Genomic DNA, 22,489 nt, shown 5'->3' with positions numbered 1-22,489 from the left:
CGCAATCTCCCTCATTCCTGTGCTCGTCACAGGAATCCAGTGCGCCCAAGTCCTTGGGCGCAAAAGACTCTTTTCTTGAGGTATTGTTTCATTCACGGCGCGGACGCGCCGTGGCTGGATTCCTGTGACAGGCACAGGAATGAGGGAGCAAGTGGCCAGCTCGTCCGTTTCCTCTTGCTCCGAACGTGGAGAAGAGGGAACAAGTGGAGAAGCGGGGCAGCGCGCCCACGACCGTCCTACTTCGGCCCGATCATCGTCTCAGGCCGCACGATCTCGTCATACTCCTCCGACGTCACCAGGCCGCTGGCGAGCGCCTCTTCCTTCAGCGTCGTGCCGTTCTTGTGCGCTGTCTTGGCGATCTTGGCAGCCGCGTCGTAGCCGATCTTGGGGGCGAGTGCTGTCACTAGCATCAGCGAGCGTTCGAGGCCGGCCTTGATGTTGTCCTCGCGCGCCTCGATGCCGACGACGCAATTGTCGGTGAAGGAGATGGCGGCGTCGGCAAGCAGTTGCACCGACTGCAGGAAATTATAGGCCATCATCGGATTGTAGACGTTGAGTTCGAAATGGCCTTGGCTGTCGGCGAAGGTGAGAGCCGCGTGGTTGCCGAAGATGTGGATGCAGACCTGTGTGAGGGCTTCGCACTGGGTGGGGTTCACCTTGCCGGGCATGATCGACGAGCCGGGTTCGTTTTCCGGCAGCGCCAGTTCGCCGAGGCCAGAGCGCGGGCCGGAGCCGAGCAGGCGGATGTCGTTGGCGATCTTGAAGAGGGCGGCGGCGGCGGCATTGATGGCGCCGTGGCTGAACACCATGCTGTCATGCGAGGCGAGCGCCTCGAATTTGTTCGGCGCGGTGACGAAGGGCAGGCCAGTGATGTTGGCGATCTCCTGGGCGACCTTTTCGGCAAAACCAACCGGCGCGTTGAGGCCGGTGCCGACGGCGGTGCCGCCCTGGGCGAGTTCGCAGAGGCCGGGCAGCGTCATCTCGATGCGCTTGATGGCCGAGCCGACCTGGGCGGCATAACCCGAAAATTCCTGGCCGAGGGTGAGGGGCGTTGCATCCTGGGTGTGGGTGCGGCCGATCTTGATGATGTGGCTGAACTCGGTGACCTTCATGTCGAGGGCGGCATGCAGGTGCTTCAGCGACGGCAGCAGGTGATGGGCGATCCGTTCGGCGCAGGCGATGTGCATGGCCGTCGGATAGGTATCGTTCGACGACTGGCTCATATTGACGTGATCGTTCGGGTGAACCGGCTTCTTGGAACCCATGACGCCACCGAGCATTTCTATTGCACGATTGGAGATCACTTCGTTGGCATTCATGTTGGACTGCGTACCGGAACCGGTCTGCCAGACCACCAGCGGGAAATGGTCGTTAAGCTTGCCGTCGATCACTTCCTGGGCGGCGTCGACGATGGCTTTGCCGAGGGCTGGATCGAGCTGGCCGAGAGACATGTTGGCGCGGGCGGCGGCTTGTTTGACGATGCCGAGCGCACGCACGATCGACAGCGGCTGCTTTTCCCAACCGATCTTGAAGTTGCCGAGCGAACGCTCGGCCTGGGCGCCCCAATATCGGTCGGCGGCAACGTCGATGGGGCCAAAAGTGTCTGTTTCGGTGCGGGTTGCGGTCATGAGCTTTGCCTTCCCTTTACATGCTGTTTCCTGGCATCTTCCAAAGATGGGGTTTTATAGGTCGGAAACCCCGACAAGAAAACCATATGCCGCGTTAAATATTGAGAGATTATGTCATGTTTTTACCGGCCCCGCGGCGTGCTTTTTCGGCCACTTTCGAAATTTTATGTGCCGGGACGTTTTTGCCGCACTGGTCCGCCGGCGAAAATTCGGTAAAAAATTAACTAATAATTTCATAATTTTGTGTGAACTGCTGCGCGGCGCCGTGCAGGCTTTCCCTCACATAAAAATGAGTCCGCCGGCGCTGGCGGCGAAGGCCGGTTTCTGATGAATGAGCCGGACGCTCTTGAGCTTCGCGGATTTGAGTTTGAGCCTTGCGCTCGTGACAAGAACAGCATGACACCGGGACTGGAAGATATATGACGTTCGTTTTGAAAAGCGCGGTATCCGCATTGGCACTTTCCTGCGGCCTGGCAGTGATGAGTGCCGCGCCCGCGCATGCCTATACGCTGATGGATATGCTGCGCGGCGACAGGCAGCGGACCCAGAGCACCATCTTCATGGACCAGGCGCCCGGCCGGCCGGTGCCGCGCGGCGGTATCGGCGGGTCGCTCGGCGGGCTGGATCCGGAGGCGCCGCTGCCGAAGGTGAGCGGTCCGCGTTATTACACTTATAAGACCGAGGCGCTGCAGTTCGTCGACACCAGCAAGTTCGCCGACCCAGTTGTCACCGGCGCGGTCGCCGATGTTTCGTCGAGCGGCGATGCCGGCGCCGAACCTGCGGTGCAGCGCCGGTTCCTGGCGCAGGCCAAGGTTCGCGCCAATGCCGACGTTGCCAAGGCGCTCGAGGCCTATTACGGCGACAGCCGCAATCCGCTCGTCTGGATCGACGGTAGCCAGATCAACGAACGCGCCAAGTCGGCAATGGCCGCACTTGCCGATGCGGCTTCGGTCGGCCTCGATCCGGCCGACTACGCCCTGCAGGCGCCTAATATCGATCCGGCCAATCCCGATCCCGCCGTCCGAGACCGGGCGTTGACCCAGTTCGAGCTTGATCTTTCGGCCAAGGTGCTTGCCTTCGTGCAGGACACCGTGCGCGGCCGCATCGATCCGAACAAGATTTCGGGCTATCACGACTTCCAGCGCAAGGCGGTCAACTTGGCGCCGGTGCTGAAGCTTGCTCGAATGAGCCCTGACGTCGGGTCCTACCTTGCCAACCGCTCGCCCGACGGCCCGCAGTTCCTGGCGTTGAAGGCCGAGCTTGCCAAGCTTCGCGCCGCCGATGGTGGCAGCGACGAGCGAATCGTCATTTCGCTCGACCGGTCGCTGAAACCCGGCGACAGCTCGCCGGAGGTCGCCAATATCGTCAAGGCGCTGCAGAAGCACGGTTCCGAGACGCTGCGGACCGATCATGCGGCAACGCTTTCCGCCTATGCCGGCAGCAGCGATTATTCGCCTGACATCGTCTCGCTGGTCGAGGATTTCCAGAAGGAGCGCGGCCTGAAGTCCGACGGCGTCATCGGCCAGGCGACGGTGCGCGCCATGATCGGCGGCGATACCAACGCCTCGAAGATCGACAAGCTCGTCGTCGCCATGGAGCAGGCGCGCTGGCTGCCGGAAGATCTTGGCTCCCGTTACGTGATGATCAACCAGCCGGCCTTCATGGCCTACTACCACAATGACGGCAAGGAACAGCTGTCGATGCGCGTGGTGGTCGGCGGCAAGAACAACCAGACCTTCTTCTTCGACGACGAGATCGAGACGGTTGAGTTCAACCCGTTCTGGGGCGTGCCGCAGTCGATCATCATCAACGAGATGCTGCCGAAGCTGCGTTCGGACCCGAACTATCTCGACCAGCTCGGCTACGAGGTCGAAGTCAACGGCCACGCCGTCGCCTCATCCAGCGTCGACTGGTACGGCTCGACCGAGAATGTCTCGGTGCGCCAGCCGCCGAGCAGCGACAATGCGCTCGGCGAACTGAAGATCCTGTTCCCGAACAGCCACGCGATCTACATGCACGACACGCCGTCGAAGAGCTTCTTCAAGCGTGACATGCGGGCGCTCAGCCACGGCTGCGTGCGCCTTGCCGAGCCGCGTGCCATGGCGGCTGCGGTGCTCGGCACGACCGTCGACGACGTTGCCAAGCAGATCGCCACCGGCCAGAACCATGCCGTGAAGGTGCCGCAGAAGATCCCGGTCTACGTCTCCTATTTCACCGCCTGGCCGAACAAGGACGGCGTGGTGGAATATTTCGACGACGTCTATGGCCGCGACGCTTACGTGGACAAGGCTTTCGACGCGACGACCAAGGCGCGTGGGGCGCAGATCTGATTTAGGTTTTCATAGGTATTTTGGCGGGCGGTCTTCGGGCCGCCCGTTTTGTTTTATGGGGTGGCGAGCACGGTACGCCGGTATAGGAATGCCAGAGGAGGGTATCCGGTTACGTCAGACCGCCACTTTCGCCGCATAGTCGCGCATCAGCGTCTCCACCAGTTCCGGCGTCAGCTCATTGAAATGCGTGATGATATGATCCGGGCTAAGCGCGCTTACCGGCACATCCGAATAACCGAAGGGCACGGCAATCGATGGCACGGCAGCATTTCTCGCCACGGCGATGTCGTTGACGCTGTCGCCGATCATCACGGTGCGGGAGATATCGCCGCCGGCGCGGGTGATGGTGCCGGTGAGGTGGCGGGCGTCGGGCTTGCGGTATTCGAAGGTATCACCGCCGGTGACAGCGTCGAAATATCCGGTGAGGTCGAGCTTTTCGAGGAGGCCGAGCGCCAGCTTCTCCATCTTGTTGGTGCAGACGGCAAGGCGATAGCCCTTCGATTTCAGCCGGTCCATTGCGGCGACCACGCCGGGATAGGGCTGTGTGTGGCCGGGCATGCCGGCGGCATAGTGGGCGACGAAGCGCTCGACCAGTGCAGGCAGGGCCTCGCCTTCGAGCGGATGGCCGCGCAGACGGCAGGCGCGCTCGATCATCACGCGTGCGCCCTGGCCGACGAGATGGGTCAAGTCGTCATAGCTGACCGGTTCGAGGCCGAGTATCGCGATCGTATGGTTCAAGCTTTCGACCAGATCGGCATGCGTATCGAGAAGGGTGCCGTCGAGATCGAAGACGACGAGCGGAGCGGGGGCAGGGATCAAGGGCTTGCCTCTTTGAGCGATGGGTCGTCTGGCGGGCGACGTTCAGGGGAATGACTGCGTCGTCCCGGGAGCGGCTGCGTCGTTCCTGAGGTAGGCGATCGCACGGCGGAAAGCAACGCCCTGCGATGGCAGGGAAGGTCGCAGGCATTTGTTTCGGCTTTTCATTTTGCGTGATGATTTTGACTTTCGTTTGCCAGGCGAGCCGTGTAAACAGCACATCCAACGCAATATCAGGAGCTGGCGGCGCATGGATGCCCGCGAAATGAAGATCAAGGCCGCCGAGGCTGCACTCGCCCATGTCGAAAGCGGCATGCGTCTTGGGATCGGTACCGGAAGCACGGCGGAAGAATTCGTCCGGCTGCTGGCGGAGAAGGTGGCCGGCGGCTTGAAGGTCGAGGGTGTTCCGACGTCCGAAAGGACGGCGCGGCTCTGCGTCGAACTCGGCGTGCCGTTGAAATCGCTCGACGAACTGCCGGCGCTCGATCTGACGATCGACGGCGCCGACGAGGTCGATGCGGCTCTCCGGCTCATCAAGGGCGGTGGCGGCGCGCTGCTGCGCGAAAAGATCGTCGCGGCCGCCTCCGAGCGGATGATCGTCATCGCCGACGAGAGCAAGCTGGTGGATACGCTCGGCGCCTTTGCGCTGCCGATCGAGGTCAATCCATTCGGTCTCGTCTCGACACGGATCGCGATCGAAAAGGTTGCTGCTCGGCTCGGCCTTTCAGGCGAACTTCGTCTGCGCCAGTCCGGTGACGGAGACTTTACCACGGATGGCGGCCATCACATCATCGATGCATCTTTTGGCCGCATTCCTGATGCAGAGGCGCTTTCGAGCGAGCTGAATTCCATACCCGGCGTCGTCGAACACGGGCTCTTTATCAACATGGCGGCACTTGCGATCATTGCCGGTCCTGCGGGTGCGCGCACGCTGCAGGCAAACAGATAACAGGAGCATACACTCATGATGAACATTGCAGGTCTTGGCCGTTTCGCCGCTGCGACCATCGTCCTTTCCGGGCTTGCCTTCGGCTCCGCCGTCAAGGCGCAGGAAGTTTCCGAGGAGCAGCTGAAGGCTTCTCGCGCGGCGATCGACGCCATCGGCGCTACGGCCCAGTTCGACAACATCCTGCCTGGCCTCGCCGAGCGCCTGAAGGCCGGCCTCATCCAGGATTCGCCGAACTACCAGGACATCATCTCCTCGACGGTCGACGCGCAGGCACTGGCGCTGGCGCCGCGCCGCGGCGATCTGGAGAAGGAAGCAGCACTCACATATGCCAAGACCTTCACGGTCGACGAACTGAAGGCGATCGCTGCCTTTTACAGCTCCGACATCGGCAAGAAGCTGCTGCGCGACGGCCCGGTTGCCTCACGCGAGACGGCGAAGGCTGCCGACATCTGGGCGCAGGGCATTTCCCGCGATCTAGAAAAGCAGAGCAACGCCATCCTTTCCAAGGTCATCAAGGCGCCGCCGGCTGCACCCGAGACCCCCGCTGCTCCGGCTCCGGCTCCGACCGCCCAGCAGTAAGGCCTACCCGTCAAATTTCGCGAAAGCCCGGCATTGTCCGGGCTTTTTTGCTATGATGCAGCAAAAGGCGACGAGATTTTGGATGAGGCAGACATGTCTGATCGTTACGAGGCTGTACACGTCCTGATATCAGGTAGGGTCCAGGGCGTCGGTTTTCGCGTCTGGACGCGCAATGAGGCGATGCGGCTCGGGTTGACGGGCTGGGTTCGCAACCAGGAGGACGGGTCTGTCGCCGCTTTGATCGCCGGGTCTGATGACGCGATCTCGACGATGATCGAGCGTTTGAAACGCGGGCCTGCGGGGGCGTCGGTTTCACGCGTCGCGACGGAAACGACCCTGCTTGAGAGGGTGCCGACGGATTTTCGCATCACCGGCTGATGACAGCGCTGATGCTCAGCCCCAGTCCTTCAAGCTTTTTGCCAGTTGCCACACGCCCGTCTCGTCCGGCTCTACGCGCTTGTTGCCACGGTAGAAGATCGGCAGTCCTGTTTTCTTGTCCATCGCAAAACGGCTCGGTGTGAACTTCTCGTCCTCATGGCCCTGGATGGCGAGATTGAGCGCTTCCTTGAACTTGCCGGCCTTACACAGGTTGGCGAAGAGAGTTTGATCCATCTTTTGCTCCGGCATCTTTTATCCCGCGGATTGCCTGCCAGTCTCAGCCGGCCGGGTCAACCGTCAATGAAGATTCGGCAAAAGAGAACGGCATGATGCAGGAGCGGGCTTTTGTTTTCATGACGATCGCTCCTATATCAGGAGCGTCCTTCCTGCGATTCCCTTCCGGAGCTCATGATGTCTTCCTATGATTACGACCTCTTCGTCATTGGCGGCGGTTCCGGAGGCGTGCGCGGCGCGCGCGTCGCTGCCTCGCTCGGCAAGAAGGTGGCGATCGCCGAGGAATATCGCTATGGCGGAACATGCGTCATCCGCGGCTGCGTGCCGAAGAAGCTCTTCGTCTACGCCTCGCAGTTCCATGAGCATTTCGAGGATGCCGCGGGGTTCGGCTGGACGGTCGGCGAAAGCAGCTTCGACTGGAAAAAGCTGGTGGCGGCTAAGGATATCGAGATTGCCCGGTTGGAAGGCCTCTACAAGAAGGGGCTCGCCGGCGCCAATGCCGAAATCCTGGAAACGCGCGCCGAGCTCGTCGATGCCCATACGGTGCGCTTGGTGAAAACAGGACAGACGGTGACGGCAAAGACGATCGTGATCGCTACCGGCGGACGGCCGAACCCGCATGCCGCACTTCCCGGTCACGAGCTTTGCATCTCCTCCAACGAAGCCTTTCATCTCGAAGAACTGCCAAAATCGATCGTGATTGCGGGCGGCGGCTATATCGCCGTCGAATTCGCCAATATCTTCCACGGCCTCGGCGTCGAGACGACGCTGATCTATCGCGGCGCCGAAATCCTGTCGCGCTTCGACGAGGACCTCCGGCGCGGGCTGCATGAGGCGATGGTCGCCAAGGGCATCCGCATTCTCTGCCACGACACGCTCCAGAAGGTCTCGAAGGGCGAAGACGGGCTTGTCGTGGAGACGCTGAAGAGCGGAACGCTCCATGCCGGCGTCGTGATGCTGGCGCTCGGGCGCGATCCGAACACTGAGGGCCTCGGCCTCGAGACGGCGGGCGTCGCCGTCGACGAGCGTGGCGCGATCATCGTCGACGATTATTCCCGCACCAATGTGGAAAATATCTACGCGCTCGGCGATGTCACCAACCGGGTACAGCTGACGCCGGTGGCGATCCACGAGGCGATGTGCTTCATCGAGACCGAGTATAAGAACAACCCGACCCGGCCGGATTACGAGCTGATCCCGACCGCCGTCTTCTCGCAGCCGGAGATCGGCACCGTCGGTCTCTCGGAAGAAGAGGCGGGCAGGCGCTACAGTGAGCTCGAAGTCTACCGTGCTCAGTTCCGGCCGCTGAAAGCGACCCTTTCGGGCCGGTCCGAACGGATGATCATGAAGCTGATCGTCGATGCTGCTAGCCGCAAGGTGGTCGGCGCCCATATCCTCGGCCATGATGCCGGCGAGATGGCGCAGCTGCTCGGCATCACGCTGAAGGCCGGCTGCACCAAGGACGATTTCGACCGGACGATGGCGTTGCACCCGACAGCAGCCGAAGAGCTCGTCACCATGTATGCGCCGAGCTATCGCATCCGCGACGGCAAGCGTATCTGAGTGATATTCTTCAGCTGGTGATGCGCGGCGAGCGGATGACCTTGAGGAAAAGCGCCTTCATCGCCTCGGCAATGCCGTCGGTCGGCGTCACCTCGAAGTAGAGGCCGGGCGAGGCGCATGCCTGCATCTTCGTCGGGATCTCGCTCTGGAAGGGTTTGATCCAGGTATTGTACCAGCTGTTCTTCGGCAGCGGCAGATAGGTGGTGTAGAGCACTGCGACCCTGATGCCCTTGTCCTTCAGCGGCTGGCAGAAAGAGGTATCGATCGGCTCCTGGCAGCGGTTGCCGGTGAGTTTCTTGGTGCAGCCCTTCGGCTTCTCGCTATCGCCGACGCCGTCCGAAACGAAAAACAGGATCTTCTGCGGAGTCGCGGACGTGCTGCCGTCGCCGGGGGTGGTGATGATGGTTTTCATCTGCGTCAGCGCGCTGTCGAAACTCGTCTGCTGATCGTTATTGTAGCCCTGATACGGAATGGTCATCAGATCGACGGCATCGGTATAGCTGCGCACCTTGTCGAGGTCGGTGGTCGGGTCGGAGATGGTGGTCAGCTTGGCATCCTCGGCCTTGGTGCCGAAGGTATAGACGCCCATGCGAAATTGGTTGTCGGAGGCGCGTGTTGTCTTGGCTGTCTGCGTCAGTTCCTTAGTCGCCTGGCGCACGACGTCGATGCGCATACTGACGCCGAGTTTCTTGGCAAGATTGTAATAATTGTTGTTGTTCTGGGTTTCATGGCAGGCAAATGCACAGCTGTCGCTGGTGTTTTTTTCCATCGTCGAGACGTCTGTCGCGGTGGCGCCGACGCCCATGGAGGGTGTGTTGTCGAGCAGGATGTAGAAATCCATGAAGGAGGCGGTCTGGTATTCGGCCGTCGCCGTGCCGGAGATGGAGATCGAATCCCGGCCGAGAACGCGCATGAAGGTGGTCGGCACGGTCGCGGTGAAGGAAACCTGCGAATTCAGCTTGTTGGCGGCCTTGGTGACGTCGATGCCGAGATCGACCGGAACATCGGACAGCTCTCCCGAGATCTGGGACATGAAGATGCTGCGGGCATCGGCCTTGCCGAGCGAGATCGTGCCATCGCCAGTCATGCTCATCGCGGCAGCGACCGCGCCGGATTTTTCGGAGATCGAACCGACGGCGGCAGCGTCAGCGGCGGCGTAAAGCTGCGTCCTCAGGCTCAGCGCATGGGCGAAATCCACTGCCATGCCCGCCGCGCCAACAAGCGGCACCAGCAGCAGCGCCGTCATGATGCCGAAATTGCCCGAGCGGTCCGATATAAAGCCGGGCGGAAGGATCGCCATTGCATGTCCCCGATGTTGAAACTCCTTCCGCTTCTACCTTCAAAGTATAAAATATGGGGAAATCGAAATGGTATATGCCGGTTTAACACCAGGATGGCGGTGACGCCGCCGGGGCGGAAGCTTCGGGCGATTGGCCTTTGCAAGCTTGATCTAAAAGTCTATAAGCCGCCGGATATCGAGATAGGGCATCCTGGTAAACGGATGTGAGAACAGGTGAGTGAGATGGCAGAGAATTGGACCCCGAGCAGCTGGCGGCAGAAACCGATCCTGCAGGTTCCCGAATATCCCGACGCAGCCGCTTTGGCGGCAACGGAAGCCACGCTTGCCAGCTATCCGCCACTCGTCTTCGCAGGCGAGGCGCGCCGCCTGAAGAAGCATCTCGCCAATGTCGCCGAAGGCAACGGCTTCCTCTTGCAGGGCGGTGATTGCGCCGAGAGCTTCGCCGAACACGGCGCCGACAACATCCGCGACTTCTTCCGCGCCTTCCTGCAGATGGCCGTGGTGCTGACTTTTGGCGCGCAGTTGCCGGTCGTCAAGGTTGGCCGCATCGCCGGCCAGTTCGCCAAGCCGCGTTCGTCGAACGTCGAGAAGCAGGGCGACGTAACGCTGCCGGCCTATCGCGGCGACATCATCAACGGCATCGAGTTCACCGAGGAGTCGCGCATTCCGAACCCGGAACGCCAGGCCATGGCCTACCGCCAGTCGGCCGCGACGCTGAACCTTCTGCGCGCCTTTGCGATGGGCGGTTACGCCAATCTCGAAAACGTGCATCAGTGGATGCTCGGCTTCGTCAAGGACAGCCCGCAGGGCGAGCGCTACCGCAAGCTTGCCGACCGCATCAGCGAAACCATGGATTTCATGAAGGCGATTGGGATCACTTCGGAAAACCATCCGAGCCTGCGCGAGACCGATTTCTTCACCAGCCACGAGGCACTGCTGCTCGGCTACGAGGAGGCGCTGACCCGCGTCGATTCCACCTCAGGCGACTGGTATGCCACGTCAGGCCACATGATCTGGATCGGCGACCGCACGCGCCAGGCCGACCATGCGCATGTCGAATATTGCCGCGGCATCAAGAACCCGATCGGCCTGAAATGCGGCCCGTCGCTGCAGGCTGACGATCTGCTTCAACTGATCGACATCCTGAACCCCGCCAACGAAGCCGGGCGCCTGACGCTGATCTGCCGCTTCGGTAATGAGAAGGTTGCCGAAAACCTGCCGCGCCTCATCCGCGCCGTCGAGCGCGAGGGCCGCAAGGTCGTCTGGTCCTGCGACCCGATGCATGGCAACACGATCACGCTCAACAACTACAAGACCCGTCCTTTCGAGCGGATCCTGTCGGAAGTCGAAAGCTTCTTCCAGATCCATCGCGCCGAAGGCACGCATCCCGGCGGCATCCATGTCGAAATGACCGGCAAGGATGTGACCGAGTGCACCGGCGGCGCCCGCGCCGTCACCGCCGAAGACCTGCAAGACCGCTACCACACCCATTGCGATCCGCGTCTCAACTCGGACCAGGCGCTCGAGCTCGCCTTCCTGCTCGCCGAGCGCATGAAGGGCGGCCGCGACGAAAAGCGCATGGTCGCCAACGGCTGAGACTGAGCCAAACAGATGATGAAAAGCCCGGTTCGCCCGGGCTTTTTGTTTATGGGCCCTACGTCATAAGCAGCTTCGGCATCCAACCCCTCATATGCTCGCCTGAACACTGTGCAGGTTGGCGTAGACGCCGCCTTGGGCCATCAGGTCGTCGTGCGTGCCCTGTTCGACGATGCCGTCGGCCGTCAGGACCAGGATGCGGTCGGCATGGCGGACGGTCGACAGGCGGTGGGCGATGACCAGTGTGGTCCTGCCGTTCGCCAGGGTCAGCAGCGCCTGCTGTACGGCCCGTTCGCTCTCGTTGTCGAGCGCGCTCGTCGCCTCGTCGAAGATCAGGATCTCCGGATCTTTCAGGAAGGCGCGGGCGATGGTGATGCGCTGGCGTTGGCCGCCCGAGAGCTTGACGCCGCGCTGGCCGATATCGGTGTCATAGCCATTGGGAAGAGCCATGATGAAGTCATGCGCATTGGCGGCGCGGGCGGCCGATTCCAACTCGGCATCGGTGGCGTCCGGTCTGCCGTAGCGCAGGTTTTGCGCCACGGTGCCGGCAAAGAGATAGACATCCTGCTGGACCACGCCGACGTGGCGCCGGAGCGAGGCAAGCGTGACATCGCGGATATCGGCGCCGTCGATGTGGATCGAGCCGGCGTCGATATCGTAGAAGCGCGGGATGAGCGCGCAGAGCGTGCTCTTGCCGACCCCGGACGGCCCGACCAGGGCGACGAACTCTCCGGGAGCAATGGTGAGGGAAAGCCGCTGCAGCACCCGCGGACCATCGGCCTCATAAGCGAAGGCGACGTCGGAAAAACGGATCTCGCCCCTTGGCGCCGGCATCGGACGGGCGGCCGGCCGGTCGGTAATATCGGGCGCGATCTCCAGGATTTCCATGGCCCTGACGAAGCCGGTATAGCCCTCCTGCCAGAGCCGCACGAAATTGGCGAGCCGCTGCACCGGATCGACCAGCACGCCGACGCAGAGCAGGAAGGTCAGCATGTCGGGCACCGTCAGTTCCGCCGCCAGGATACGCAAGGCCCCGACGATGATCACCAATATGGTGACAAGTTGGGCGAAGGTTTCGGTGCCGACCGAAAACCAGGCCTCGCTGCGGTAGCCTTCGGCGCGGCTTTGCAGGAAGCGGTGGTTCTGCTCGGCAAAACGCTCCCTTTCCAGCGCCTCGTTGGCGAAGGACTGCACGACGCGGATGCCCGCAAGGGCATCCTCGACACGCTCGTTGACGGCGGCGATCTGCCGCTTGCTGGCTTCGAGCGCGCGGTTCATGCACCGGTTGAAATAAAGGGCATAGGCCAAGGCCACGGGAGTGAGCAGCAGAATGAGGCCGGCGAGCGGCGGATCGATGAAGAATAGCACCAGCATGGCGCCGCCGAATTTCAGCACGGCGATGGAAAGATCCTCAGGGCCATGGTGAAAGAGCTCTCCCAGCCAGAGAGAGTCATTGGTGATGCGGCTCATCAGCTGCCCGGTACGCTGCCGGTCGTAGAAGCTGAAAGACAGCTTCTGGCAATGCTCGAAGAGTTCCTGCCGTACCGTCGCCTCGATGCGGGCGCCCATGACGTGGCCGCGATAGTCGACGAAGAAGATCGCGCCGATCTGGATCGCCAGAACGGCCAGCATGATGCCGCCCATCGCAAGAATCTCAGCAAAGGCCAGCGGCGCGTCCGATAGAGCCAGAAGGCGGCTCGTGACGATATTGGCGCAGAGCGGCAGGGCGATCGCCGTGCCGGCGACGAGGAACGCGCACAGTAAATCCGCCAGCAGCAAAGGCAGGTGTGGGTGGTAGTAGGAGAGGAACTTGCGCATGCGCGACCGACGCCGGCCGCGGTCGGCGGCATTCGAATGGTCGCGGAAGAAGTTCAGGAAAGGGTTATGGCGTCGCGAGTTTTTCCTCGCACGGGAGAACGGAATGTTCATGAAGCTGAATGTCCTTGTGGGGGATGTTTCCTTTCTGTTTGGACAGGGTCGCTCTCATGTCAGTCTCCCGAGGATCGGATGGATTGAGCCCCCAGTATCGCCGAGAACCGCGTCCGATACAACATGGTGACGGGAGGAGGTCGGTAGCTGTTGTCGTCAGGCAACAGATCTCAGGCGCAATTGTTGGCATAGAGAATGGGCGATGGCAGGTCTATTGCACCAGCACCGATTGCTGGCAGCGCACGTCGGTGACGCGGATGTCCGCCTCGCCGATCTTGATGCCGAGCAGGGTCAGGAGGTTGAAGAGTAGCTCGTCGAGCGGCTTAGCCAGTCCCGTCAGCGTATCGGCGACGGCGCCCTGTATCTGGGTTTTCGGCAGGCCGATGCCGAGGCCGAGGATTGAGACCTGAATGTCGGTCTCCTTCATCAGCGATCCGACGGCCGAGGTCAGCGTATCCTTGGTGGAGACGTTCTTGACGGTCTTTGCGGCGATGTCGGCCGGCTGGAAGGTCACCTTGCTCTTGCTGAGATTGGTGAGGTTGATATGCGCCATGCCGGTGACGGTGAGCAGCGGCGCGTCGATCAGCGTGGCGCGGGTGACGCGCGGCGGGCTGTCGAAATTGACGAAAGCTTTGGTGTCGACCTCACCGAGCGACAGTTCCGCCACACCGGGAACGACATCGACGCCGACGCTGGCATTCGTGACGCCGCCGCCGAGACAGGAGATGCTCGCAAGCCTGGCCTCGGCATGGGCGACCTCGAGATAGAGAGGCACGTGCAGCTTCAGCCCGGCGAGGGAATTGGCGCCGAGCAGCGATATGTCGAGTGCCAGCCGCACCTGTGCGGTGCGGACGGTCGCGCCTGTGGCGCCGATCCCGTTCGAGGCGGCCCCCTTCGGCATTTCGCCGATCGCAAGCGTCAACTTGACCGTGGCAAGTCCCGGTACAGAGCCGCCGAGATTGGCGGCGACCTCCTTTTCCTGGTTTGCCGCCAAGGCTGCGGCCGAGACGATATCCATCACGCTCGCCTCGGCCGCCAGATGGGAACCGCTACCGATGACGCGCTCGTCGGTCGTGCCGAGATCAAAGAGATCCTCGAGTTTGATCTTGATCTGTGTCGTGCCGAGCGCCTTCTCGATCGCTTCCAACGCCCTGGTGACGGTGGGTGTGAGACCATCCGTCTTGCCGAGCGTCTTCAAGAGTCTGGGATAGGAGATGTCGGTCGCCAGCAGGTCGTCATAAGTGCCGGCGGTAAGCTTGAGATCGGTCGCCAGCATGTCGAGGAAGGGGAGCAGCTTGATATCGGCGGAGGCGAGCGCTTCGTAATCGACGGCTTTCAGCGAGATGTTGGTGCCGAGCAGGCCGCCGAGCAGCGCGTTCAGCACGCCGCCATTGAGGCTCGCAAGCCGTGAGCCGATCGAGAAAGCAGCAAGCTTGGAGGCCGAGGCGGTGCCGACAGCTCTGAGATCGGGGGCGTTGGTGAACGTCATGGCGAAGGCCAGCTCGGCCTTCTGGGTGATGCCGACCTTGACGGCATCATAGGGCTGCGCACCGGCGGCGAACCGGCTGCTGAGCGGCACCGAGGCATCGGCAAGATAGGTGCCGGGGGAGAAATCGGCGACGGCGTCGAACTGCTTGAGATCTGATGTCAGCGGCAGGAAGCCCTTCTTCGTGACATATCCCGTGCCGTTGCGGACGGCGATGTTCAGTCCGTTCTCATCGAAATTGGTGACCAGATTTTCGGCGGCGTGGTTGATATCGGCGGCGGCAACGATGGCGCCGATGTCGCTCAATTGCTGGAGGCGGCGTTGCTGCAGCGTCATCATGCCGTAATCGACGCCGAGGCCTAACGAATAGAGGATGAGAGGAGCGCAGAGCGCCGCCATGATGGCGATATTGCCCGATGTATCGGCAGCCATGTGCGCCAGCCGGATTTTGAGTGGGCGCATCTCAGAGCCCTCCCATCCGGATGGTGGCAAAGCGCCGGATCATGTGGTCGGGCAGGGGGAATGTGTAGAGGTTCCAGATCGGCAGTTCGTTGGCGTCGTATTCTGCCGTCACGGTGAACCGGTTGGCATTGTCGGGATCCGTATTGACGGTGACGTGCAGCTTGCTTCTCTCGATCAGCGGATGGTCGATTGTGGACCGGCTGACGAAATCGTCGACCAGTTGCGAGCGCTCCTGGCTGTTCACCCCGGCAACGGCGGTGCGCGCCGCATCGGCGGTCAGCTGCTGCACCGCATGGGCGGCGCTGAGATAGATGCCGTAGGCGATCATCGTCAGGACTGCCATGAGGAAGAGCGGTGCGATGATGGCGAATTCGATTGCGGACGTACCACGCCGATTCAAAGCAAGCGCCGGAAACTATTCATTTTTCACCTCGCAGACTGATGGTGCTGGAGATCGACCAGTGGTTGCATCGTAAATCGCAAGGTCTTAAGTTTGAATTATCTAATAAACGTACTGGCTGTAGTGGTATTTAATAAAAAGATGAGTTTTACTTGATTTTTTCCGTGCTATGCCAGAACTATGTAAGTTAATCCAACTATTGGGAATTTCTCTGCTGATATGTGTGGTACACGTAAAGGGAAATGGTGACTCCCATTTTCCGCCGCTGCGATGGGCGCAAGATCTGTGGTCTTCAAGATTCCTGATGGTTTTGTTCAGGGAAATGGATTTGACCACGGTGGCGATCGGCGGCAACGTTCTGCCTGAACGATGAGAGGGCGGTCATGACGGAACGGCATACAGGCGGCTGCCTTTGCGGTGCGGTGCGATTTTCAATCTCGGCAAGGCCCGGACCTGTCGTCGGCTGCCACTGCTCGCAATGCCGCCGGCAGACGGGGTTCTACTACGCTGCGGTCAACGTGCCGCGCGCGACCCTTTCGATCGAGGGCGATGGGGCCATCCGCTGGTATCGGTCGAGCGAAGAGGCACAGCGCGGCTTCTGCTCCAATTGCGGCTCGGCGTTGTTCTGGCAAGGCGACCAATCGGCGGAAATTTCGGTCATGGCGGGGACCTTCGACGAACCGAGCGGCCTTGCCTTCGGCCATCACATCTACTGCGGCGACAAGGGCGATTTCTACGAGATATCAGATGGCCTGCCGCAATATGACAGGAATCCCCCGTGATTGACAAAGGTCGATCGCCGAGGCTAGGTTTGTCCTGCTGCGTAGGGCGCTTCGTCGAATTTCGAAAGGGCAATGCCCGCCTACACTGTATCAACAGTTGCGCCCATGCCGAATCTCGAAAACCTCAAAAAGCAAGCCAAGCAGTATTTGCGATGGCACCGCGAAGGATACTATCCTGTTGCAGCCGAGATCAGAGCTGCGTTGCCGCGCTTCCGTCATCTCGATGACAGGCAGGTGCTGGAGGCGCGCTTCAAGCTCAGCGACGCGCAGGACCTGATCGCACGTCAAATGGGTTTCGAGGGATGGCAGGCGCTCAAGACAGGAGCCGCAGCCATGACAGATCCGAAAAACCAGCCCGCACAACAAGCGATCCTGAGTTCGCTATCGGCGCAGTTGTTCGTCACCGATATCAAGGCGTCGTGCGAATTCTTCACCGGCAAGCTCGGCTTCAGGGTCGATTTCGTCTATGGCGACCCGCCGTTTTACGGGCAGGTCATTCGCGACAATGCGCAAATCGCTCTGAGGCTGGTATGCGAGCCCGTGTTCGTCGGTGATATCAGGCAACGGGAACATCTGCTTTCAGCCTCGATCGCCGTCGATACATCAGACGAGATCAAGCGCCTGTTCCTGGATTTCCAGGCCGCAGGGGTGTCCTTCCATCAGACCCTCAGGAAGGAGCCGTGGGGCGCCAGAACCTTCATCGTGCTGGATCCGGACGGAAATCTCATCCTGTTTGCCGGCCCGGGCGGCTGATCGTCGCGCTATAAGCGCTGCCTCAGCTTCTGGCGGAAAGTTCGGCGGTGAGACGGGCGAAGTCCTCGCGCAGCGCCGTCAATTCGGTCAGCACCCGCATGTCGATCTTCTGGTGCAGGGAGAGCACTTCGAGTTCGGCCTTGAGATTGACCTCGTAATCCTTGGCGGCCTCGAAGCGGTCGCGTTCGGCCTGGCGGTTCTGCGACATCATGATGATCGGCGCCTGGATGGCGGCGAGCATCGACAGGATCAGGTTGAGGAAGACGAAGGGATAGGGGTCGAAGGCCTCGCTCATCAGGATGATGGTGTTGATGATAGTCCAGACGACGAGGAAGGCAAGGAAGGCGAGGATGAAGGACCAGGAGCCGCCGACGCGGGCGATGCCGTCGGCGACGCGCTCGCCGAAGGAGGATTCGGCCGATAGGACGGCGTTGACGTCGGTCGAGATGACCTTGCGCGCGTGCGCTTTCGCCAGCACGCGCCTTTCGATGTCGCCGAGCTCGTCGGCGGGCTTGTCGAAATGATGGTGCAAGAAGTCCGAAAGATTAGACATGGCCTGTTTCCGATACCCGTTATCGATGCGGTCGCTTTCGGCGCCAGTATTCCGCTCCGAAGGTAAATTGCAATGCGTATCGGCGCCGCGGGGCTATCGGCGATTCGTTCATAAAAATTTCGTCACTGCCGGACGCCGCATTCGGCGCGAACGTGTTGCGGTCGCGGAACGTGCAGGCTAAATAAATGACATGACACAGGAAACCGCCCTTTCTGATATCTTCCGCATCGCGGTCGGCCAACTCAACCCAACGGTCGGCGATGTTGCCGGCAATCTTGCCAAGGCGCGCGAGGCGCGCGCTGATGCTGCCCGGGAGGGCGCGCATCTGCTTGTCCTGACCGAGCTTTTCATCTCCGGTTACCCGCCTGAAGATCTGGTGCTGAAACCCGCCTTCATCCGCGCCTGCTGGAAAGCCGTGGAGAGCCTGGCCGCCGACACGGCCGATGGCGGGCCGGGCGTCGTCATCGGTTTTCCCCGGCAGGACGAGATCGGGCGCTACAATTCCGTCGCCGTGCTCGACGGCGGCAAGGTGATTGCGGTGCGCGACAAGATCGACCTGCCGAATTACGGCGAGTTCGACGAGAAGCGCGTCTTCGACCAGGGCGCCATGCCGGGGCCGGTGAATTTCCGCGGCGTGCGCATCGGCATTCCGATCTGCGAGGATATCTGGGGCGATCTCGGTGTCTGCGAGACGCTGGCTGAAAGCGGGGCCGAAATCCTGCTATCGCCGAACGGTTCGCCCTACTATCGCGGCAAGGTCGATATCCGCCATCAGGTGGTGCTGAAGCAGGTGATCGAGACCGGCCTGCCGCTGATCTATGCCGCCCAGCTCGGCGGCCAGGACGAACTCGTCTTCGACGGCGCGAGCTTCGGCTTCAATGCCGACAAGTCGCTGGCCTTCCAGATGAGCCAGTTCGAGACCGCGCTTGCGGTGACGACGTGGAAGCGCGGCGAGGGCGGCTGGCGCTGCGCCGAAGGGCCGATGGCGCATATCCCCGAGCGCGAGGAGGCCGATTACCGCGCCTGCCTGCTCGGCTTCCGCGACTACGTCAACAAGAACGGTTTCAAGACAGTCGTGCTCGGCCTTTCCGGCGGCATCGACTCGGCGATCTGCGCGGCGATTGCTGTGGATGCGCTGGGTGAAGAGCGGGTGCGCACCGTTATGCTGCCCTACCGCTATACCTCCGAGGATTCGCTGAAGGATGCTGCCGATTGCGCAAGAGCGCTCGGCTGCCGCTACGACATCGTGCCGATCGAGCAGCCGGTGACGGGCTTCAGCAATGCGCTCTCCAGCCTTTTCGAGGGCACGGACAGCGGTATCACCGAGGAGAACCTGCAGAGCCGGGCGCGCGGCGTCATCCTGATGGCGATCTCCAACAAGTTCGGCTCGATGGTGGTGACGACGGGCAACAAGTCGGAAATGTCGGTCGGCTACGCCACGCTCTACGGCGACATGAACGGCGGGTTCAACCCAATCAAGGACCTCTACAAGATGCAGGTGTATGCGCTTTCCCGCTGGCGCAACGAAAACGTGCCGCCGGATGCGCTCGGACCCTCCGGCGAGGTGATCCCACAGAATATCATCGACAAGGCGCCGTCCGCGGAGCTTCGTCCCGACCAGAAGGACCAGGATTCGCTGCCGCCCTATCCCGTTCTCGACGACATCCTCGAATGCCTGGTCGAGAAGGAGATGGCGGTCGAGGAGATCGTCGCGCGCGGCCATGACGTCGCGACCGTCCACCGGGTCGAGCACCTGCTCTATCTCGCCGAATACAAGCGCCGGCAATCGGCGCCGGGTGTAAAGATCACCAAGAAGAATTTCGGCCGCGACCGGCGCTATCCCATCACCAACCGTTTCAGGGATCGCTGACCGCATCAATTCAAAGTGCAACAGCGTCCTTTACGCGTCTGAAAGGACGTGTGGCACTGTAGGATTTTCGGGAGGAAACATGCGCAGCTCGGTTGAGATCTACAATGTCAGGACGGGCAGGGCTCGCGAAGTCTGGCAGACGGACAAGTTGGTGGAAGCGCCGAATTTCTCGCCCGACGGTTCCTACCTGCTGATGAACGGCGACGGGCTGCTCTTTCGGCTGCCGCTTAACGGTGGCGAGGTGGTCCAGGTCGATACCGGCTTTGCCGTCAACTGCAACAACGACCACGGTATTTCGCCTGACGGCACCGAGATCGTCATCTCCGACAAGACCGAATTCGGCAAGTCGGCGATCTATATCCTGCCGATCGAGGGCGGCACGCCGCGGCTCATCACACAAAACCTGCCGTCCTACTGGCACGGCTGGTCGCCGGATGGCCGCCAGCTTGCCTATTGCGGCATCCGCGACGACGTCTTCGACATCTATACCATCTCCGTCGATGGCGGCGAGGAGACACGGCTGACGCATGGCGAGGGCCGCAATGACGGGCCCGACTGGTCCGCCGACGGGCAATGGATCTATTTCAACTCCAGCCGCACGGGGCTGATGCAGATCTGGCGCATCCACCCCGACGGCACGGGTCTCCAGCAGGTGACATCCGACGATCACGGCAACTGGTTCGCCCATCCGTCACCCAAAAACGATAAGGTGCTGATCCTCTCCTACGACCCCACCGTCTTCGACCACCCGCGCGACCTCGACGTGCGACTGCGGCTGATGGATATGGACGGCGGCAATCTGAAGACCGTGTTCGAGCTCTTCGGCGGGCAGGGCACGATCAACGTGCCCTGCTGGTCACCAGATGGTGACGAGTTTGCCTATGTTAGGTACTTCCCGGCGGCTTAGCGCGTCCGCCGCCGCTCGCGCGCGGACGCTGCCAGGTCCTCCAGCACGGCGACCGACATCTCCCAATCGATGCAGCCGTCGGTGATGGACTGGCCGTAGACCAGCGGCTTACCGGGAACGAGGTCCTGGCGGCCGGCGACGAGGTTGCTTTCGATCATCATGCCCTTGATATCGCTGTTTCCGCCAGCGACCTGCGCGGCGACGGATTTGACGACGATCGGCTGGTTCATCGGGTCCTTGCCGCTGTTGGCATGGCTGGCGTCGACGAGAATGCGCGGGGCAACACTGAGCTTGACGGCTTCGCCTGTGACGGCCTCGACGTCGGCTGCCTCATAGTTCGGCCGCTTGCCGCCGCGCAGTATAATGTGGCAGTCCTCATTGCCTGTCGTCGAGGCGATGGCCGCCTGTCCGTCCTTCGTCACCGCCGGGAAGTGATGCGGCTGTGAGGCGGCAAGGATCGCGTCGAGCGCCACGCGGACGCCGCCATCGGTGCCATTCTTGAAGCCGATCGGGCAGGAGAGGCCGGAGGCGAGCTGGCGATGGATCTGGCTTTCGGTCGTGCGCGCGCCAATCGCGCCCCAACTGACGAGGTCGGCGATGTATTGCGGCGTGATCGTGTCGAGGAATTCGACGCCGGCGGGAAGGCCCATGGCATTGATATCGAGCAGCAGGCGTCTGGCGATGCGCAAGCCTTCCTCGATGCGGTAGCTGCCGTCGAGATGCGGGTCGTTCATCAGGCCCTTCCAGCCGACGGTGGTGCGCGGCTTTTCGAAATAGACGCGCATGACGATTTCGAGATCGCCGGCAAGGCGCTGCCGCTGCTCCGCAAGCCGCGCGGCATAGTCCCTGGCGGCAACGGGATCATGTATGGAGCAGGGGCCGATGACGACGATCAGGCGATCGTCTTCGCCCCGGAGAATTTGGTGGATCGCATCGCGGTTGCTGGTCACGGTCTTGCTGACATCAGCATTGCGGGGAATTTCCGCGATGATATCGGCGGGCTTGGTCAGCGGGGTGATCTCGAGAATACGCAGATCATCAATGGTGTCGGACACGGGTATGCTCCTGTTTGGTCATACCTGCGCGGAACAAAAAAGCCGCCAGGTAGACTAGCGGCTGTTCGGGTTGTCGTCGCGTCGAATTCAGTTACGCATGGACCCGCGTCCGCTGTGAGGAGCGGTACCAATAAAATCGCGAGGCGTAGATAGAAGTGATCGACATGGTGCGTATGTAGTGTCACTGCCACGCGTTGTCACGCAGAATTTTCTGCCTGAAGATATCGCCCGAAACCACACGTGCTTCCGGGCGATATTTGCTCTGCTTCAATGAGCTGACGCAGTTCCCGAGATCACAGGGCGTCGACGTTTACGCCGATGGTGATGGCGCCGATCGGGGTGCCTTTGTCGTCTGAAATCGTGACGCTGGCCTGCGATTGCAGCGTCTGGGTCGATTCGTCTTTTTCGATCTCATCGACGAAGACGGCGTCCTTGCCGGCGCCGAAGGACTTCTGGAACTTGGCTTCGTCGCCCTGCCAGTAGTCTGACGTGACATCGCTTTGGCCGACATTCAGGCCCTTTGCATCCATGACGAAGATCTCGGTGATCTTGCCGCCGGACGCAGTCTTCTTTTCCTGAAGGAATTTAGACAGCGCATTACCCAGCACGCCGTCGATCATCGAATGGTCGGAACCATCGACCTCTGCACGCCATTTCTTGTCGAGCGCGTCGATATCACCAGCGCTCAGATTGGCGTTGGTGGCGTCCTGCGCCTTGAGGGCGTCGATGATGGCAGGGTCGCTCAGCCAGGGCTTGATATCGCTCTTCACATAGTCGGCGATCGGGGCAAGCTGGGCAGCATCCTGCGCCATGGAAACGCCCATGGGGAGAGCTGAAGCGGCGCAGGTTAAAAGCAATGCGGACATAATTTTCTTCATAACTGTTCCCTTCTGATGATCAGTTGTTGAGGAATGAGGCT

General features: G+C 61.3%; 21 protein-coding genes. 11 read left to right on the top strand and 10 right to left on the bottom strand.

Annotation, left to right across the window (positions count from 1 at the left end):
* Positions 1 to 236: 236 nt before the first annotated feature.
* Entirely contained in the window at positions 237 to 1,628 is a 1,392-nt protein-coding gene (fumC, locus tag EFD55_RS14930) for a class II fumarate hydratase (protein ID WP_125845826.1), read from the bottom strand.
* On the opposite strand from fumC, the gene EFD55_RS14925 reads away from it, so the two are divergent.
* Positions 1,627 to 1,956, top strand: coding sequence for a hypothetical protein (locus tag EFD55_RS14925; RefSeq protein WP_125845825.1), 330 nt, complete (start codon positions 1,627 to 1,629; stop codon positions 1,954 to 1,956). The two genes, fumC and EFD55_RS14925, sit on opposite strands and share 2 nt — an antisense overlap.
* Positions 1,957 to 2,047: 91 nt before the next feature.
* A complete protein-coding gene (locus EFD55_RS14920) occupies positions 2,048 to 3,958 on the top strand; it encodes a L,D-transpeptidase family protein (RefSeq protein ID WP_125845824.1) in 1,911 nt (636 codons plus the stop codon).
* Between the two features lie 114 nt (positions 3,959 to 4,072).
* Here EFD55_RS14920 and EFD55_RS14915 read toward each other — a convergent pair whose 3' ends face one another.
* A complete protein-coding gene (locus EFD55_RS14915) occupies positions 4,073 to 4,777 on the bottom strand; it encodes an HAD family hydrolase (RefSeq protein WP_125845823.1) in 705 nt (234 codons plus the stop codon).
* A gap of 247 nt (positions 4,778 to 5,024) precedes the next feature.
* On the opposite strand from EFD55_RS14915, the gene rpiA reads away from it, so the two are divergent.
* From rpiA to EFD55_RS14900, 3 genes are all read left to right on the top strand, one after another.
* Complete coding sequence (gene rpiA / locus EFD55_RS14910; protein WP_125845822.1) at positions 5,025 to 5,723, top strand: ribose-5-phosphate isomerase RpiA; 699 nt, start codon at positions 5,025 to 5,027, stop codon at positions 5,721 to 5,723.
* Between the two features lie 15 nt (positions 5,724 to 5,738).
* The gene (locus EFD55_RS14905; protein ID WP_125845821.1) at positions 5,739 to 6,302 is read left to right on the top strand and encodes a DUF2059 domain-containing protein; all 564 of its coding nucleotides are present in this window, start codon (positions 5,739 to 5,741) and stop codon (positions 6,300 to 6,302) included.
* A 93-nt stretch (positions 6,303 to 6,395) separates the two neighbouring features.
* Positions 6,396 to 6,680, top strand: coding sequence for an acylphosphatase (locus EFD55_RS14900; protein ID WP_125845820.1), 285 nt, complete (start codon positions 6,396 to 6,398; stop codon positions 6,678 to 6,680).
* 15 nt (positions 6,681 to 6,695) lie between these two features.
* Here the strand turns inward: EFD55_RS14900 and EFD55_RS14895 are convergent, their stop codons facing one another.
* Positions 6,696 to 6,914, bottom strand: a complete 219-nt coding sequence (locus tag EFD55_RS14895; RefSeq protein WP_125845819.1) for a hypothetical protein — start codon at positions 6,912 to 6,914, stop codon at positions 6,696 to 6,698.
* Positions 6,915 to 7,091: 177 nt separating this feature from the next.
* Here EFD55_RS14895 and gor point away from each other — a divergent pair, with 177 nt between their 5' ends.
* A complete protein-coding gene (gene gor / locus EFD55_RS14890; protein ID WP_125845818.1) occupies positions 7,092 to 8,477 on the top strand; it encodes a glutathione-disulfide reductase in 1,386 nt (461 codons plus the stop codon).
* A 10-nt stretch (positions 8,478 to 8,487) separates the two neighbouring features.
* On the opposite strand, the gene EFD55_RS14885 is transcribed toward gor, so the two are convergent.
* On the bottom strand, positions 8,488 to 9,777 hold the full coding sequence (locus EFD55_RS14885; protein ID WP_125845817.1) for a VWA domain-containing protein: 1,290 nt from the start codon (positions 9,775 to 9,777) through the stop codon (positions 8,488 to 8,490).
* Between the two features lie 222 nt (positions 9,778 to 9,999).
* Between EFD55_RS14885 and EFD55_RS14875 the strand changes: the two genes are divergently transcribed.
* Positions 10,000 to 11,373, top strand: coding sequence for a class II 3-deoxy-7-phosphoheptulonate synthase (locus EFD55_RS14875; protein ID WP_125845816.1), 1,374 nt, complete (start codon positions 10,000 to 10,002; stop codon positions 11,371 to 11,373).
* A gap of 90 nt (positions 11,374 to 11,463) precedes the next feature.
* Here EFD55_RS14875 and EFD55_RS14870 read toward each other — a convergent pair whose 3' ends face one another.
* The 3 genes from EFD55_RS14870 to EFD55_RS14860 form a co-directional block, all read right to left on the bottom strand.
* Positions 11,464 to 13,302, bottom strand: coding sequence for an ABC transporter ATP-binding protein (locus EFD55_RS14870; RefSeq protein ID WP_125845815.1), 1,839 nt, complete (start codon positions 13,300 to 13,302; stop codon positions 11,464 to 11,466).
* Positions 13,303 to 13,513: 211 nt separating this feature from the next.
* Positions 13,514 to 15,250 carry a pilus assembly protein TadG-related protein gene (locus tag EFD55_RS14865; RefSeq protein WP_125845814.1) on the bottom strand — a complete coding sequence of 579 codons (1,737 nt, stop codon included), beginning with the start codon at positions 15,248 to 15,250 and terminating at the stop codon, positions 13,514 to 13,516.
* A 1-nt stretch (position 15,251) separates the two neighbouring features.
* Positions 15,252 to 15,593, bottom strand: a complete 342-nt coding sequence (locus tag EFD55_RS14860) for a TadE/TadG family type IV pilus assembly protein (protein WP_245438472.1) — start codon at positions 15,591 to 15,593, stop codon at positions 15,252 to 15,254.
* Positions 15,594 to 16,033: 440 nt separating this feature from the next.
* Between EFD55_RS14860 and EFD55_RS14855 the strand changes: the two genes are divergently transcribed.
* Both EFD55_RS14855 and EFD55_RS14850 read left to right on the top strand, forming a co-directional pair.
* The gene (locus EFD55_RS14855; protein ID WP_125845812.1) at positions 16,034 to 16,432 is read left to right on the top strand and encodes a GFA family protein; all 399 of its coding nucleotides are present in this window, start codon (positions 16,034 to 16,036) and stop codon (positions 16,430 to 16,432) included.
* Between the two features lie 105 nt (positions 16,433 to 16,537).
* Positions 16,538 to 17,185, top strand: a complete 648-nt coding sequence (locus EFD55_RS14850) for a VOC family protein (RefSeq protein WP_125845811.1) — start codon at positions 16,538 to 16,540, stop codon at positions 17,183 to 17,185.
* Between the two features lie 22 nt (positions 17,186 to 17,207).
* On the opposite strand, the gene EFD55_RS14845 is transcribed toward EFD55_RS14850, so the two are convergent.
* Positions 17,208 to 17,738 (bottom strand): DUF1003 domain-containing protein, encoded by a 531-nt coding sequence (locus EFD55_RS14845; protein WP_125845810.1) that lies wholly within the window; start codon positions 17,736 to 17,738, stop codon positions 17,208 to 17,210.
* A 190-nt stretch (positions 17,739 to 17,928) separates the two neighbouring features.
* Here EFD55_RS14845 and EFD55_RS14840 point away from each other — a divergent pair, with 190 nt between their 5' ends.
* Both EFD55_RS14840 and EFD55_RS14835 read left to right on the top strand, forming a co-directional pair.
* Positions 17,929 to 19,608 (top strand): NAD+ synthase, encoded by a 1,680-nt coding sequence (locus tag EFD55_RS14840; RefSeq protein ID WP_125845809.1) that lies wholly within the window; start codon positions 17,929 to 17,931, stop codon positions 19,606 to 19,608.
* Positions 19,609 to 19,687: 79 nt separating this feature from the next.
* Positions 19,688 to 20,515 carry a TolB family protein gene (locus tag EFD55_RS14835; protein ID WP_125845808.1) on the top strand — a complete coding sequence of 276 codons (828 nt, stop codon included), beginning with the start codon at positions 19,688 to 19,690 and terminating at the stop codon, positions 20,513 to 20,515.
* Here EFD55_RS14835 and EFD55_RS14830 read toward each other — a convergent pair.
* Positions 20,512 to 21,570, bottom strand: a complete 1,059-nt coding sequence (locus EFD55_RS14830) for a 3-deoxy-7-phosphoheptulonate synthase (RefSeq protein ID WP_125845807.1) — start codon at positions 21,568 to 21,570, stop codon at positions 20,512 to 20,514. The two genes, EFD55_RS14835 and EFD55_RS14830, sit on opposite strands and share 4 nt — an antisense overlap.
* A gap of 293 nt (positions 21,571 to 21,863) precedes the next feature.
* The gene (locus EFD55_RS14825) at positions 21,864 to 22,448 is read right to left on the bottom strand and encodes a hypothetical protein (protein ID WP_125845806.1); all 585 of its coding nucleotides are present in this window, start codon (positions 22,446 to 22,448) and stop codon (positions 21,864 to 21,866) included.
* Between the last annotated feature and the right edge of the window lie 41 nt (positions 22,449 to 22,489).

It is taken from the genome of Rhizobium pisi, assembly GCF_003938655.1.
GTDB classification, from domain to species: Bacteria; Pseudomonadota; Alphaproteobacteria; order Rhizobiales; family Rhizobiaceae; genus Rhizobium; species Rhizobium pisi.
Note: the sequence above shows the minus strand (reverse complement) of the source record. Positions and strands in the feature narration are given on the sequence as shown.

Bases quoted from the DNA above. Each gene is read 5' to 3' on its own strand.
- EFD55_RS14925 (WP_125845825.1), top strand. From the start codon at position 1,627: ATGAGCTTTGCCTTCCCTTTACATGCTGTTTCCTGGCATCTTCCAAAG.
- fumC (WP_125845826.1), bottom strand. From the start codon at position 1,628: ATGACCGCAACCCGCACCGAAACAGACACTTTTGGCCCCATCGACGTT.
- EFD55_RS14920 (WP_125845824.1), top strand. From the start codon at position 2,048: ATGACGTTCGTTTTGAAAAGCGCGGTATCCGCATTGGCACTTTCCTGC.
- rpiA (WP_125845822.1), top strand. From the start codon at position 5,025: ATGGATGCCCGCGAAATGAAGATCAAGGCCGCCGAGGCTGCACTCGCC.
- EFD55_RS14905 (WP_125845821.1), top strand. From the start codon at position 5,739: ATGATGAACATTGCAGGTCTTGGCCGTTTCGCCGCTGCGACCATCGTC.
- EFD55_RS14900 (WP_125845820.1), top strand. From the start codon at position 6,396: ATGTCTGATCGTTACGAGGCTGTACACGTCCTGATATCAGGTAGGGTC.
- EFD55_RS14895 (WP_125845819.1), bottom strand. From the start codon at position 6,914: ATGGATCAAACTCTCTTCGCCAACCTGTGTAAGGCCGGCAAGTTCAAG.
- gor (WP_125845818.1), top strand. From the start codon at position 7,092: ATGTCTTCCTATGATTACGACCTCTTCGTCATTGGCGGCGGTTCCGGA.
- EFD55_RS14885 (WP_125845817.1), bottom strand. From the start codon at position 9,777: ATGGCGATCCTTCCGCCCGGCTTTATATCGGACCGCTCGGGCAATTTC.
- EFD55_RS14875 (WP_125845816.1), top strand. From the start codon at position 10,000: ATGGCAGAGAATTGGACCCCGAGCAGCTGGCGGCAGAAACCGATCCTG.
- EFD55_RS14870 (WP_125845815.1), bottom strand. From the start codon at position 13,302: ATGAACATTCCGTTCTCCCGTGCGAGGAAAAACTCGCGACGCCATAAC.
- EFD55_RS14865 (WP_125845814.1), bottom strand. From the start codon at position 15,250: ATGCGCCCACTCAAAATCCGGCTGGCGCACATGGCTGCCGATACATCG.
- EFD55_RS14860 (WP_245438472.1), bottom strand. From the start codon at position 15,593: ATGGCAGTCCTGACGATGATCGCCTACGGCATCTATCTCAGCGCCGCC.
- EFD55_RS14855 (WP_125845812.1), top strand. From the start codon at position 16,034: ATGACGGAACGGCATACAGGCGGCTGCCTTTGCGGTGCGGTGCGATTT.
- EFD55_RS14850 (WP_125845811.1), top strand. From the start codon at position 16,538: ATGCCGAATCTCGAAAACCTCAAAAAGCAAGCCAAGCAGTATTTGCGA.
- EFD55_RS14845 (WP_125845810.1), bottom strand. From the start codon at position 17,738: ATGTCTAATCTTTCGGACTTCTTGCACCATCATTTCGACAAGCCCGCC.
- EFD55_RS14840 (WP_125845809.1), top strand. From the start codon at position 17,929: ATGACACAGGAAACCGCCCTTTCTGATATCTTCCGCATCGCGGTCGGC.
- EFD55_RS14835 (WP_125845808.1), top strand. From the start codon at position 19,688: ATGCGCAGCTCGGTTGAGATCTACAATGTCAGGACGGGCAGGGCTCGC.
- EFD55_RS14825 (WP_125845806.1), bottom strand. From the start codon at position 22,448: ATGAAGAAAATTATGTCCGCATTGCTTTTAACCTGCGCCGCTTCAGCT.